The sequence below is a fragment of the Pseudomonas sp. MC6 genome, from assembly GCF_054790575.1.
Map to the genome: position 1 here is coordinate 6,267,216 of NZ_CP186504.1, position 12,482 is coordinate 6,279,697.

The window sequence follows — 12,482 nt, forward strand, 5'->3', positions numbered from 1 at the left end:
GGAGTGACCGTGCGAGCCGCCGGACGCTAATCGCACTTTGGAAGAACCACCACAGAAGTGGCGTAGCCTTGAAGGTTCTGGCTACCTGGGCTGGTGCTGTCAACGACAGCGATCCGTGCGCCAATTTTTATACCCACACGAAAAGACGGTCAAGCATTCCGGGCAAAGTGGGCAAGAAGTGGCGACTGTCGCCACTTTGTCGCCATGCTCCAGGGCACGTCCGACGTGGTTTGTCGCCGGTGTCGCCGGTGTCGCCACTCTTCTAGCCATAGCCCCACGACGAGCTCCGCTCTCACACTTGAACTGAACTGAACTGCGCTCGATGACGACCGTGAGTAATTTCTGGCGCGTAAACGACGGAGTGACGTTAATCAAATTTGAAATGGGATGGTGGAAGGAGGAGGCTTCGAGAAACAGCGAGTGAACCCTCCGATCGGTGCGATCAAAGATCGCTGGATCGGAGGGTTTGGCGGGAAAAGCAAATCTCAAATGTCAAATGCAGCCTCAAGCATCAAAGCTGGTTGATTGGGAAGTGACGGCTTCACGCCGCATGATCAGTGTCTGCTGCAACCGTAGTAGAAAACCGGCTTCGAACGCTTCTTGGGGATCACCTGGGCGATGACGCTTTCGGTTCTGTGCCAGTGCCCACCATAGCGGTAGTGATGAGCCATCAAGCCAGGTTTGCGCACAACGAACACCGTCCTCAATCATCGGACCGAATTCATTGCCCCATGGGGTTCGGATACCGGGAAAGCCTTCAGCGGACGGGACAGAGAAGTACTCACCGATCTGTTGATGAACGCGCTGAGCAGGGATCCCAGTCAGATATCGGAACGCCTTGTCGAACAACACTGCAGCGTCATCCAGCAGTTCCACTGCCAGCTCAACGTCCTGCGGAAAATGAAGCAGAATACTCTGTGCTCCATTAAGCCGAAGAGTGGCAGCCTGCCGTAGTTTAATTGCGGCATCTTCGGGGGTAAGCGATGCAGTATCGATGGTGTTGGGTTTGGGAAGGCTGATTAGAAGCGAGAGATCAAACATCACGGAACCCTCCGGAATAGTTTGCACCTTGAATCAAATCGCCAGGGTGGCGCACGAGCTTAAAAGGGGGGCATGCCATTTTCCTTATCTCCTCGGACAAGTAAAAACTGCCATCAACCGTTGTCACGCGGTTGGGTGGCAGACCGTACGGGGGTGACAAACCGGCGTCCGAGGGTACCGGCCAGGCGTAAGCCTGCCCCGCACGATCCGCCATAGAAAAGCAGCAGCTAAGCCTGTGTGAGCACTTGCTAGTAGCTATGGCGCCATGCGCCTCGAACAATTCAGGTTGTCACACCCGGTCGTGGGATTGACCGCGACGTGGCAAAGCGTAAATGTGAAGCCGCGACAACACAAGCATGCAGTATCAATAAGCCCTGCATCCGAAGCTGCCGGCCCGACGCTGACGCTTGCCGGTGGCCGCTTCAAGTCTGATCCAACGACTCTTTACTACAGATTCCGGCCACGCTGATAGAATTGGGCAGGTTATACATAACGCCCTTCTGAGAAATGGTATGAATACAGAATTGACGGAAGAAGAGATGCGCCGTGCGCTATTCGGTGAGTCTGAGTCCCCTGCGTCGGCAATTAACTCACTCGTGCAAGACACTGCTCCGGACGTCGTGGTCGTGCAGCAGGTAAAGGCAGAGAAGAAAAAGAAAGTCTCAAAAGCCTTCACGCCCAGGCTGAGAGTCACGCTGCGGGTGGGAAATGAATTTGAAGGCAAGATGCACGAGATGGTACATGAGGCCGATACGCTGAGCTCCCTAGTTGCGGAGCAAGAAGCCACTAAGACAGCCAGAAAAAAATTCAGGTTTGTGGAAGTGGTATCGGTCAAGTCAATGTAGGCGAGCACTCTCACTCGACTCGCTAACTGGCATTAGTCCGCCTTCGGTTACCGCGAGCCACCTGACCGAACGGCTGGTGTCGATTGAGGCCTCAAACCTCAGGTACGGTAGTCGTATCGCGGACGGGCTTTAACACTATCACTTCATCCAAAATCTCGATGCTTACTCGATTCAATTTCTTCCATTCGCCGCTTCAGTTTGACGCTGGTGAAATTGCGGTTGTTGAGGGGCGACTCGACCTGGTCAATCTGGGTTTGAAGGTGCCAATCCAGCCGATACTGGCCTGCCTGCTTACCGCCCCGCTATCCGATTAACCCCGAAGTGTACTTGCGTGCAGGCATCACCAAGGGTTGTCGGCCGCGAAATGTGTATCTGACACATGTAAGCCGCCCTGCTGCGCTCGATGCGTGCTTTGAGGTGCGCTCCTGGCGCCGCTGGGGGGCTTTCTGGTGTAGATGAATACCGAGGGTTTCACCCAGGATCAAAGCCGGTCACTACGCACAAAGGTTAAGCCTTTGAACTTGCGTTCAAGCGCCGCCAGTTGGGCAGTGGCCCTGAGGTATACCGGCTTGCGTTCTCTGCAACAGACGATCAACAGGCGCTACCGGCAGGGTTCATCGCATAGTAGCTGACGATCACTGGCGGCGAAGGTGCTAGCTGCCGCCGCCGACGTGGAGACGGTACGGACCATCCTCGGGCATGCCTGTCTCGATCACAGCAAACCCTATCTGACCGTTGATCAGGACATTATTTGACGTGCTTATGAGCTGGTTCTTACGTAGTGACAGACTAAGGCTAAATTCACTAGCATAGGTGCATTTAAAGCACCTACAAGGGCTGCCAGTGACCGAATCCACTTCATACGCCAAGGGCGACTTGCGCCGCATGCTACTTGTGCTCGGGGCCATCGACGCCACGCCGAATGCCACGTTGGTGGGGATAGTTGCCAGGACAGGTCTGGACAAGAAAACTGCGTCCAACCTGATCAAGGTTGCAGCGGAGCAGGCGCACGTTCAAATCGAAAAAAGTGGGCCGTATTATGCCATCACTGATTGGGGGCCGGTCATCAAGAAAGGCGGTGCCAAAATGGCATTGACAGGTGCGTTAAACGCACCCAATATGGTGATATCGCTCACTACTGGAGATTCACAAATGGCGAAATACAAGGTTGATCAATTTTCGAGCCAAATTAAAAGCAATGAGCGGGGTGCTTCGAATATTTACCTTCTTTGCAAGCTTGAAAACTCCGCTGGCAACTCCAAAGTCCGCGAGTACAGGGTTGCCCCAGACGTTAGGCATCCTGATCTTTCGTCTTTGGAAGAGATGATATCTAGCGGCTTCAATCAGGCTAAAGCTACTAGGACCCCTGTCGAAATTACCGAATATAAAGAGAGGCTTTATCTGTTTTTGACGCTCCCAGGCGTCAACGACGGTGAACAATTCCAGGTCACTGGCGAACGGCTGTGATTTTGACGGACTGGTAGACCTGTCCTGCGACCCAAAGATGTTCTATTGGGTTGTTCGGCTTCAACGCGATTAGAGGGAAAGGCGCACCAAGTATATACCCCAAGCCTCACCATCGTGCGGGGCCGGGTCAGTAGAAGGACGCCCATATTCACGTCTGCGAATTGAGGAGGAACCAATGAGCTCGACTTTTAGTACCGTCGCCGACTTGGCAGGAGAGATAATTCTGCCGGACGAGCTACAAAGAATGCTTTCCAATACGCGTAGGGATCTAGAGGTCGCCGGAGGCTTAGGCCGCATACAGAAGATCGCGGATCAGACTCGCCGCGCCCTCAATTTGTGCCGCTTAGAAGGGAAATTTAGTGTTGATGATATTGATCTTGTGGAGCGCAGGATTAATGCAGCGATTGATCAACAGCGCGCCGAGTGGTTCGACTGAGCAGAGTTACCAAATATACCTGACGGCCATTTGCAGCTTGCTTATCTGTTCCGCGAGTGTGCTGGACTTTGTCCATTCAACAGCATTCCATCCTAAGTTGCGCGCAGCCAGAACATTTGCAGGAGTGTCGTCTATCAGGAGTAGCTGTGCCGGCCGGAATCCAGACAATTCGGTGACCTTTTCATAAAAATGGGTGCTTGGCTTCCGGCAAGACAGTGCAGCTGAATAAAAAATTCCGTCGCAATACCTATCCAAGCCAAGTGACTCCATCAATAACCTGTGTGGGGAAAGGTCCGGTGCGATGTCCGCCAGCACGGATTTCAGCTTCTCCTCCAAGCTTAATTTACCTGTGACTATGTCGTCCCAGTGCGGCTCGAAGAGCGCCCTATGAAGATCGGTGCGTGCTAAGGGATGAAGCCCAACCCTCTCCATCGTAGGGTCGACCGTTAACAATGACGCCATCCACATCGACCATAAGCGCGTGGATCAACCTAGCCTCCGTGATGGTGGTCGTGACTGTCCCTGATGAATAGCTTCCGATCTCCGTTAAATGATGATGCTTCCCGGAGGGGAGCATATGGGAGCGGCTAACGTCGGTATTAGATTTGATATGCATAACGTTAGGAGCAATCGGGCCCCAGGTGACTTCTTCGGACGGATGCTGCCAGTGGTACGAGTCACCTGGTTCGACGACAAGAGCCAAGAAGCCAAAAAGTAAGTTGCAGCGGAAATCTCCCTAACGCTGGTCAAGCATACTGGGGGCGATCCCAAGTGGGTTTACGTGCTATTCGAGGATGTTCCGTCCAGCAATTGGGCTGTCGCAGGCGAGTTGTTCGGGGGGGGGGGGGGGCGGCGACGCAGCGAGCAAGTGAAATTGGCCAACCGCTGCTGTGTCAATAGATACCTGCCTAAGTCACGCAAGGTGACATGGGCAGACGCTTACCGAGAAACTGATTAACGCGAGTATCAAATTGATCGCGAAGGTTGGCTGTAATACCTTCTTTGAGGGCGTCGAGATAGTCTGCATACCACTGCATCATGATCCGACGTTGCGGCAGGTATAGGGCTTGATTGTACTCGCCAGAGATGCCGCCCTCGACGTGAGCCAGTTGGCTTTCGACATGGTCCTTCAGCCAGCCATGCTCGCGCAGCAGCGTGCTTGCGGTATGACGAGTGCCATGGCTGACGAGTCGTCCTTTATAGCCGATCTTAGCGAACACCAGGTTGATCGTGTTTTCACTGATGACTGGCTGCTTTTCACCATTGCCTGGGAATAGATACCGACTGCGGCCAGTGCTTTGGTTCAGTTTGGTAAGCATGGCGATCAATTGATGAGGTAGAGGGCTGACGTAGTCTCTGCGCATCTTCATGCGGGCGGCCGGGATGGTCCATATCCCTTCCTCAAAATCGATTTCCTCCCATTTTGCGTAGCGAACCATGCCGGGTCGGCTCGCCGTCAGAATTGTCATCCATGATGCAATCCTCGCTGGTAGCCGGCTGGTGGTCTTGCTTAGGGCCCGGAGAAACTCAGGTAGTTCGTGTTCGTGCAGATGTGGGTAGTGTTGAGTGGGCGGTGGCGCTATCGCAATGGCATGGAGTTCGGAGGCTGGATTGTGTTCGCACAGGCCGCGTGCAATGGCTTGACTGAAAATCTGTTTCAGCCAGGTCCGAGTCTTGTCCGCAACATTGAAGGCGCCTCGTTTTTCGATGCAGGCCTGCAGTTTTGCGCAGTCGCTTCGCGTGATGAGATCCAGTTGCTTCTCGCCGAGAGCGGGCAGTAGATCCTTATCGAGATAGTCGCGGATCTTCTTCAGCGTCGCGCTGCTGCGGCCGGAGTCCGATTTGAATTGGTACCAGTACTCCGCGGCTCGCTTGAAGGTGTTGAGCCCGGCCTCCTGCTGTCGCAGTTTGTCATCGCGGCGTTTGGCGCCGGGGTTGGTGCCTTGCTTGAGTAGGTTGCGGCATTCTGCAGCTCGTTCACGGGCTTCCTGCAAGGAGATATGCGGATATACGCCCAGTGACATGCGCGCCGCCCGCCCCTGATAGGTGTACCGGAAGTGCCAATACTTGCTGCCGTTGGGTTTCACCAGCAAGGCAAGACCCGAACTATCACTCAACGTGAACGGTCTGTCGGCAGGCTTGGACGCTTTGATTTGCAAGACGGTCAATGGCATCGCTGTACACCTCCGGTTCTCGAACTGGAATATGTACAGAAAATGTACCAAAAAGAGGTTGGCTTGCAAGAGATGGGGGTGGAACCCCAGAGACCAAAAAACCCGCAGTTAGCGGGCTCTAGGAGTGTTAAGTAGACGCTGGTAGTCGTCTATGTACTGCAAATGGTGCCCCGAGGGAGACTCGAACTCCCACTCCTTTCGAAAACGGATTTTGAATCCGCCGCGTCTACCAATTCCGCCATCAGGGCTCAATGGCGGCGAAGTATAGAGATGAGATTACCGTCGGTCAATCAGGTACATAGAGAATTTTCGATATTTCCGCTAGACTTTCCGGCCCTGCTAGACGAACCCCATCATGCGCGTTGCTGACTTTACTTTCGAGCTCCCTGATTCGCTGATCGCCCGCCACCCTTTGGCCGAGCGTCGCGGTAGTCGCCTGCTGACCCTTGACGGGCCGAGCGGCGCCCTCGCACACCGTCAATTCACTGATTTGCTCGAGCATTTGCACCCGGGCGATTTGATGGTGTTCAACAATACCCGGGTGATTCCGGCGCGGCTGTTCGGGCAGAAAGCGTCCGGCGGCAAGCTGGAAATCCTCGTTGAGCGGGTGCTCGATACGCATCGCGTGCTGGCCCATGTGCGTTCCAGCAAGTCGCCGAAGCCGGGTTCGAAGATCCTGATCGACGGTGGTGGCGAGGCAGAAATGCTCGCGCGTCACGATGCGTTGTTCGAGCTGGGCTTCGCTGAAGAAGTGCTGCCGCTGCTCGACCGCGTCGGGCACATGCCATTGCCTCCTTATATAGACCGCCCGGACGAAGGCTCGGATCGCGAGCGTTATCAGACCGTGTACGCCGAGAAACTCGGTGCGGTGGCGGCGCCGACGGCGGGGCTGCATTTTGATCAGTCGCTGATGGAAGCGATTGCGGACAAGGGCGTCGAGACCACATTCGTTACGCTGCATGTGGGCGCGGGGACGTTCCAGCCGGTGCGCGTCGAGAAGCTTGAAGATCACCACATGCACACCGAGTGGCTGGAAGTCGGCCAGGACGTGGTCGATGCGGTCGCAGCGTGCCGTGCGCGCGGTGGTCGAGTAATTGCCGTAGGCACCACCAGCGTGCGTTCGCTGGAAAGTGCCGCGCGCGATGGCGTGCTCAAGCCGTTCAGTGGCGACACCGATATCTTTATCTTCCCGGGCCGGCCGTTCCATGTGGTCGACGCCCTGGTGACCAATTTCCATTTGCCGGAATCGACGCTGTTGATGCTGGTTTCGGCATTTGCCGGTTATCCCGAGACCATGGCCGCCTACAAGGCCGCCGTCGACAACGGTTACCGCTTTTTCAGCTACGGTGATGCGATGTTCATCACTCGTAATCCCGCACCGACTGCCCCTGAACAAACAGGCCCAGAGGAAACAGAATGAGTCGCGAATGTCGCATGTCCTTTGAACTTCTGGCCACCGATGGCAAGGCCCGGCGTGGTCGCCTGACCTTCCCGCGTGGCACCGTCGAGACCCCGGCGTTCATGCCGGTGGGCACTTACGGCACGGTCAAGGGCATGTTGCCGCGTGACATCGTTGCCACCGGCGCAGAAATCATTCTCGGCAACACCTTCCACCTGTGGCTGCGCCCTGGCACTCAAGTGATCAAGGAACACGGCGACCTGCACGATTTCATGCAGTGGAAAGGCCCGATCCTCACTGACTCTGGTGGTTTCCAGGTGTTCAGCCTCGGCGCGATGCGCAAGATCAAGGAGGAGGGCGTGACCTTCGCCTCTCCGGTCGACGGTGCCAAAGTGTTCATGGGCCCGGAAGAATCGATGCAGGTGCAGCGCGATCTCGGCTCCGACATCGTGATGATCTTCGACGAATGCACGCCGTACCCGGCTGACGAAGACGTCGCTCGCGTATCGATGGAACTGTCGCTGCGCTGGGCGCAGCGCTCGAAAAATGCCCACGGTGAAAACACCGCGGCGCTGTTCGGCATCGTTCAGGGTGGCATGCACCAGGATCTGCGCATGCGCTCGCTCGAAGGCCTCGACAAGATCGGTTTCGATGGCTTGGCCATTGGCGGTCTGTCGGTGGGTGAGCCGAAGCACGAAATGATCAAAGTATTGGATTATCTGCCGGGCATGATGCCGGCTGACAAACCTCGTTACCTTATGGGCGTTGGCAAACCGGAAGATCTGGTTGAGGGTGTGCGCCGCGGTGTGGACATGTTCGATTGCGTGATGCCAACCCGTAATGCCCGCAATGGGCATCTGTTCATTGATACCGGCGTGCTGAAGATCCGTAACGCGTTCCATCGCCATGATGAATCGCCGCTGGATCCGACCTGCGATTGCTATACCTGCCAGAACTTCTCCCGCGCTTATCTGCATCACCTGGACAAGTGCGGCGAAATGCTGGGAAGCATGCTCAATACCATCCATAACTTGCGCCATTATCAGGTGCTGATGGCTGGTTTGCGCGAGGCTATTCAACAGGGTACATTGGCCGCCTTTGTCGATGCCTTCTACGCCAAACGCGGGCTCCCCGTTCCGCCTTTGGACTGAGTTTTCTGACCCCAAGATTCAACATTTGCAACTGGAGTGCTAAATGAGCTTTTTTATCTCTAACGCCATGGCTGACGCGGCTGCACCGGCTGCTGCCGGCCCAATGGGCGGCGGTTTCGAGTGGATTTTCCTGGTCGGCTTCCTGGTCATCTTCTACCTGATGATCTGGCGTCCACAGGCCAAGCGCGCCAAAGAGCAGAAGAACCTGCTGAGCAGCCTGCAAAAAGGTGACGAAGTTGTGACCACTGGCGGCATCGCCGGCAAGATCACCAAAGTGGCCGATGACTTCGTGGTTCTGGAAGTTTCCGACACCGTGGAAATGAAGTTCCAGAAAGGCGCCATCGCCGCCACGCTGCCAAAAGGCACGCTGAAAGCGATCTGAAGCAACAACTTCTACTCAATCGACGGGGCGCGCAAGGCGCCCCGCGTTCATAACGGGCGGCGTGATGCTGAACAAATATCCTCTGTGGAAATACATTCTGATCCTGGCGGTGCTGGCGATCGGTCTGATTTATTCCGCTCCGAATCTATACCCCGATGACCCGGCCATTCAGGTCAGCGGTGCAAGCACTGCGCTGCAAGTCAATCAGGCTGATCTGGATCGTGTGAGCACTGCGCTCAAGGAGTCCGGGATCAACGTCAAGGCAGCCACGCTGGCCGCCAACGGCAAGGGCGGTCTGATCCGTCTGAGCAAGGCTGAAGACCAGTTGCCGGCCAAAGACGTTGTGCGCAAGGCGTTGGGTGATGACTACGTCGTCGCGCTGAACCTGGCACAGACCACCCCGCAATGGCTGCGCAATCTGGGCGCGCACCCGATGAAGCTGGGTCTGGACTTGTCCGGTGGTGTGCACTTCCTGCTGGAAGTGGACATGGACAAAGCCCTCGATGCCCGCCTGAAAGTCTACGAAGGCGACGTCAAGAGCCTGCTGCGTAAAGAGAAGCTGCGCTATCGCAGCCTGCCGCAACTGGGCGGTGCCATTCAGCTCGGCTTCAGCGATGAAGATTCCCGCGAACAGGCCCGTGCACTGATCCGCAAGAACTTCAACGATTTCGACATTGTTCCGGCCGACCTCAACGGTCAACCGGTGCTGCGTCTGGCGATGACCCCGGCGAAGCTGGCGGAAATCCGTGAATACTCCATCAAGCAGAACTTGACCACGGTACGTAACCGCGTCAACGAGCTGGGTGTTGCCGAACCGATCGTTCAGCGTCAGGGCGCCAACCGCATCGTGGTTGAGCTGCCGGGCGTGCAGGACACTGCCGAAGCCAAGCGTATTCTCGGCAAGACGGCCAACCTTGAGTTCCGTCTGGCTGCAGAGCCGGGTGCTTCGAAAGCCACTTCCGAAACCTTCGAGTTCCGTGAAGGCAATCGTCCGCCAGCTCAGATCGAGCGTGGTCTGATCATCACCGGTGACCAGGTGACCGACGCCAAGGCTGGTTTCGGCGAGCACGGCACGCCTGAAGTGAACATCCGTCTGGATGGTCACGGTGGTGAGCTGATGAGCCGCGCTACTCGTTCGAACGTCGGTCGCAGCATGGCGGTGATCTTCATCGAACAGCGTCCGATCACCACTTACACCAAGCAAGTGGTTGATGGCGTCGAGAAAGACGTTGCGGTGCAAACGTTCAAAGAAGAGAAGAAGATCATCAGCCTGGCGACCATCCAGTCGCCGCTGGGTGCTCAGTTCCGCATCACTGGTCTGAACGGTCAGGGCGAATCGTCCGAACTGGCGCTGCTGCTGCGCGCCGGTGGTCTGGCCGCACCGATGTACTTCGCTGAAGAGCGCACCATCGGCCCGAGCCTGGGTGCTGACAACATCACCAAAGGTATCGATGCGTCGCTGTGGGGCATGCTGTTCGTGTCGCTGTTCATCATCGCCATCTACCGCTTCTTCGGCATCATCGCCACCGTCGCGCTGGCGGTGAACATGGTGTTGCTGCTGGCCTTGATGTCGCTGCTGGGTGCAACACTGACCCTGCCGGGTATCGCCGGTATCGTATTGACCATGGGTATGGCGGTCGACGCCAACGTGCTGATCTTCTCGCGGATTCGTGAAGAGATCGCCGCCGGCATGACCGTGCAGCGTGCAATCAACGAAGGCTTCGGCCGGGCATTCACCGCGATTCTCGACGCCAACCTGACAACGTTGTTGGTCGGCGGGATTCTCTTTGCCATGGGCACCGGCCCGGTCAAAGGTTTCGCAGTGACCATGTCCCTCGGGATCTTTACCTCGATGTTCACGGCCATCATGGTGACCCGCGCAATGGTCAACCTGATCTTTGGCGGACGTGACTTCAAGAAGTTGTGGATTTAAGGGGCTGCCATGTTACGTACAATCAACTTCATGGGCGTTCGCAACTTCGCGTTCGGCGTCACAGTATTCCTCACCTTGCTGGCTATGTTCAGTGTCGCTACCAAGGGCATGAACTGGGGGCTGGACTTCACCGGCGGTACGCTCATCGAGCTGACCTACGAGCGTCCGGCCGACGTTACCAAGGTGCGTGAGCAGCTGGCTACGTCGGGTTACCACGAAGCCATCGTGCAGAGCTTCGGTGCGACTACCGATCTGTTGGTGCGCATGCCGGGTGAAGACCCGCAGCTGGGCCATCAGGTCGCGGAAGCGCTGTTGAAGGTCGGCGGCGACAACCCGGCAACGGTCAAGCGTGTCGAGTTCGTCGGCCCGCAGGTCGGTGAAGAACTGCGCGACCAGGGCGGCCTCGGCATGCTGCTGGCGCTCGGCGGTATCCTGATCTACCTGGCTTTCCGCTTTCAGTGGAAGTTCGCGGTCGGCGCCATTGTTTCGCTGATTCACGACGTGATCGTCACCATCGGTATCCTGTCGTACTTCCAGATCACTTTCGATCTGACCGTACTGGCGGCGGTGCTGGCGATCATCGGTTACTCGCTGAACGACACCATCGTGGTATTCGACCGGGTTCGTGAGAACTTCCGTGTGCTGCGCAAGGCAACGCTGATCGAGAACATCAACATCTCGACCACGCAGACCCTGCTGCGCACCATGGCGACGTCGATCTCCACCTTGCTGGCGATCGCCGCCCTGCTGTTCTTTGGCGGTGACAACCTGTTCGGCTTCTCGATCGCGCTGTTTATCGGTGTTCTGGCGGGTACTTACTCGTCGATCTACATCGCTAACGTGGTGCTGATCTGGCTGAACCTGACCACCGAGGATCTGATTCCTCCGGCCAACACCGAGAAGGAAGTCGACGACCGTCCATAACGGCCATCGTTTTCCCGGCTGTCAGCCCAAGAAAGGCGCGAGTTGAACTCGCGCCTTTTTTTATGCTCCAAGGCTGGGAGAAGCGCGGGCGCGTCCCGCATGTGATGGTCAGGAGGTTCATGTGAACAAGTCGTTGCTGGTTGGTGCGGTATTGGGTGCTGTCGGTGTGACTGCCGGGGGTGCTGTTGCCACCTACAGCCTGGTTAAAAGCGGCCCTGAGTATGCGCAAGTATTGGCCGTTGAACCGGTTAAAACACAGATCAAGACTCCACGTGAAGTGTGCAAGGACGTGACAGTGACTCGTCAGGCACCGGTAAAGGATCAGCATCAGATTGCCGGTACCGTCGTCGGTGCGCTGGCAGGTGGTTTGCTGGGTAATCAGATTGGCGGCGGCACCGGCAAGAAAATTGCCACGGTGGCCGGTGCGGTCGGTGGCGGTTATGCGGGTAACAAGGTGCAGGAAGGCATGCAAGAGCGTGACACCTACACCACCACGCAAACCCGCTGCAACACGGTCAACGACATCAGCGACAAGGTCGTCGGTTACGACGTGCGTTACTCGCTCGATGGCAAGGAAGGCAAGGTGCGGATGGATCGTGATCCGGGCAACCAGATTCCGGTCGACAAGGAAGGCAAGCTGATTCTGTCGCAGAATGAGCCGGCTCAGTAAAGGCCGGCTGTTTTAACAAGAAGCACCCTGCGGGGTGCTTTTTTTGTGCCCGCCATTTAA

General features: G+C 56.5%; 13 protein-coding genes and 1 tRNA gene. 10 read left to right on the top strand and 4 right to left on the bottom strand.

Annotated features, from left to right (window positions below; genetic code table 11):
* Positions 1 to 504 precede the first annotated feature (504 nt).
* Positions 505 to 1,041: a LasR-specific antiactivator QslA gene (locus ACOYXE_RS28265; RefSeq protein WP_424801474.1), complete on the bottom strand. Its 537-nt coding sequence runs from the start codon at positions 1,039 to 1,041 to the stop codon at positions 505 to 507.
* A 512-nt stretch (positions 1,042 to 1,553) separates the two neighbouring features.
* Between ACOYXE_RS28265 and ACOYXE_RS28270 the strand changes: the two genes are divergently transcribed.
* The 3 genes from ACOYXE_RS28270 (at position 1,554) to ACOYXE_RS28280 (ending at position 3,789) form a co-directional block, all read left to right on the top strand.
* Positions 1,554 to 1,886 carry a hypothetical protein gene (locus ACOYXE_RS28270; protein WP_424801472.1) on the top strand — a complete coding sequence of 111 codons (333 nt, stop codon included), beginning with the start codon at positions 1,554 to 1,556 and terminating at the stop codon, positions 1,884 to 1,886.
* An 843-nt stretch (positions 1,887 to 2,729) separates the two neighbouring features.
* Positions 2,730 to 3,353: a hypothetical protein gene (locus ACOYXE_RS28275; RefSeq protein ID WP_223497033.1), complete on the top strand. Its 624-nt coding sequence runs from the start codon at positions 2,730 to 2,732 to the stop codon at positions 3,351 to 3,353.
* Between the two features lie 175 nt (positions 3,354 to 3,528).
* On the top strand, positions 3,529 to 3,789 hold the full coding sequence (locus ACOYXE_RS28280) for a hypothetical protein (RefSeq protein ID WP_223497031.1): 261 nt from the start codon (positions 3,529 to 3,531) through the stop codon (positions 3,787 to 3,789).
* A gap of 6 nt (positions 3,790 to 3,795) precedes the next feature.
* Here ACOYXE_RS28280 and ACOYXE_RS28285 read toward each other — a convergent pair whose 3' ends face one another.
* Entirely contained in the window at positions 3,796 to 4,251 is a 456-nt protein-coding gene (locus ACOYXE_RS28285; protein ID WP_460927114.1) for an HAD-IA family hydrolase, read from the bottom strand.
* 280 nt (positions 4,252 to 4,531) lie between these two features.
* Here ACOYXE_RS28285 and ACOYXE_RS28290 point away from each other — a divergent pair, with 280 nt between their 5' ends.
* Complete coding sequence (locus tag ACOYXE_RS28290; protein ID WP_460929894.1) at positions 4,532 to 4,747, top strand: tautomerase family protein; 216 nt, start codon at positions 4,532 to 4,534, stop codon at positions 4,745 to 4,747.
* On the opposite strand, the gene ACOYXE_RS28295 is transcribed toward ACOYXE_RS28290, so the two are convergent.
* Both ACOYXE_RS28295 and ACOYXE_RS28300 read right to left on the bottom strand, forming a co-directional pair.
* On the bottom strand, positions 4,698 to 5,963 hold the full coding sequence (locus ACOYXE_RS28295) for a tyrosine-type recombinase/integrase (protein WP_460927116.1): 1,266 nt from the start codon (positions 5,961 to 5,963) through the stop codon (positions 4,698 to 4,700). The genes ACOYXE_RS28290 and ACOYXE_RS28295 overlap by 50 nt on opposite strands.
* Positions 5,964 to 6,126: 163 nt before the next feature.
* A tRNA-Leu gene (locus ACOYXE_RS28300) sits at positions 6,127 to 6,211 on the bottom strand.
* Positions 6,212 to 6,318: 107 nt separating this feature from the next.
* Here ACOYXE_RS28300 and queA point away from each other — a divergent pair.
* The 6 genes from queA (at position 6,319) to ACOYXE_RS28330 (ending at position 12,422) form a co-directional block, all read left to right on the top strand.
* The gene (gene queA, locus ACOYXE_RS28305) at positions 6,319 to 7,383 is read left to right on the top strand and encodes a tRNA preQ1(34) S-adenosylmethionine ribosyltransferase-isomerase QueA (protein ID WP_405122929.1); all 1,065 of its coding nucleotides are present in this window, start codon (positions 6,319 to 6,321) and stop codon (positions 7,381 to 7,383) included.
* Between the two features lie 14 nt (positions 7,384 to 7,397).
* The gene (tgt, locus tag ACOYXE_RS28310) at positions 7,398 to 8,513 is read left to right on the top strand and encodes a tRNA guanosine(34) transglycosylase Tgt (protein WP_163004798.1); all 1,116 of its coding nucleotides are present in this window, start codon (positions 7,398 to 7,400) and stop codon (positions 8,511 to 8,513) included.
* A 43-nt stretch (positions 8,514 to 8,556) separates the two neighbouring features.
* Positions 8,557 to 8,895 (top strand): preprotein translocase subunit YajC, encoded by a 339-nt coding sequence (gene yajC, locus ACOYXE_RS28315; RefSeq protein ID WP_007916913.1) that lies wholly within the window; start codon positions 8,557 to 8,559, stop codon positions 8,893 to 8,895.
* A gap of 64 nt (positions 8,896 to 8,959) precedes the next feature.
* Positions 8,960 to 10,828 (top strand): protein translocase subunit SecD, encoded by a 1,869-nt coding sequence (gene secD / locus ACOYXE_RS28320; RefSeq protein WP_077574432.1) that lies wholly within the window; start codon positions 8,960 to 8,962, stop codon positions 10,826 to 10,828.
* Between the two features lie 9 nt (positions 10,829 to 10,837).
* A complete protein-coding gene (gene secF, locus ACOYXE_RS28325) occupies positions 10,838 to 11,752 on the top strand; it encodes a protein translocase subunit SecF (RefSeq protein WP_007916909.1) in 915 nt (304 codons plus the stop codon).
* Between the two features lie 121 nt (positions 11,753 to 11,873).
* Positions 11,874 to 12,422 carry a glycine zipper 2TM domain-containing protein gene (locus tag ACOYXE_RS28330; RefSeq protein WP_007916907.1) on the top strand — a complete coding sequence of 183 codons (549 nt, stop codon included), beginning with the start codon at positions 11,874 to 11,876 and terminating at the stop codon, positions 12,420 to 12,422.
* Positions 12,423 to 12,482: the final 60 nt, after the last annotated feature.

Coding starts and splice junctions, on each gene's coding strand:
- secD (WP_077574432.1), top strand. CDS start 8,960: ATGCTGAACAAATATCCTCTGTGGAAATACATTCTGATCCTGGCGGTG.
- ACOYXE_RS28270 (WP_424801472.1), top strand. CDS start 1,554: ATGAATACAGAATTGACGGAAGAAGAGATGCGCCGTGCGCTATTCGGT.
- secF (WP_007916909.1), top strand. CDS start 10,838: ATGTTACGTACAATCAACTTCATGGGCGTTCGCAACTTCGCGTTCGGC.
- ACOYXE_RS28265 (WP_424801474.1), bottom strand. CDS start 1,041: ATGTTTGATCTCTCGCTTCTAATCAGCCTTCCCAAACCCAACACCATC.
- ACOYXE_RS28295 (WP_460927116.1), bottom strand. CDS start 5,963: ATGCCATTGACCGTCTTGCAAATCAAAGCGTCCAAGCCTGCCGACAGA.
- tgt (WP_163004798.1), top strand. CDS start 7,398: ATGTCCTTTGAACTTCTGGCCACCGATGGCAAGGCCCGGCGTGGTCGC.
- ACOYXE_RS28285 (WP_460927114.1), bottom strand. CDS start 4,251: ATGGCGTCATTGTTAACGGTCGACCCTACGATGGAGAGGGTTGGGCTT.
- queA (WP_405122929.1), top strand. CDS start 6,319: ATGCGCGTTGCTGACTTTACTTTCGAGCTCCCTGATTCGCTGATCGCC.
- yajC (WP_007916913.1), top strand. CDS start 8,557: ATGAGCTTTTTTATCTCTAACGCCATGGCTGACGCGGCTGCACCGGCT.
- ACOYXE_RS28280 (WP_223497031.1), top strand. CDS start 3,529: ATGAGCTCGACTTTTAGTACCGTCGCCGACTTGGCAGGAGAGATAATT.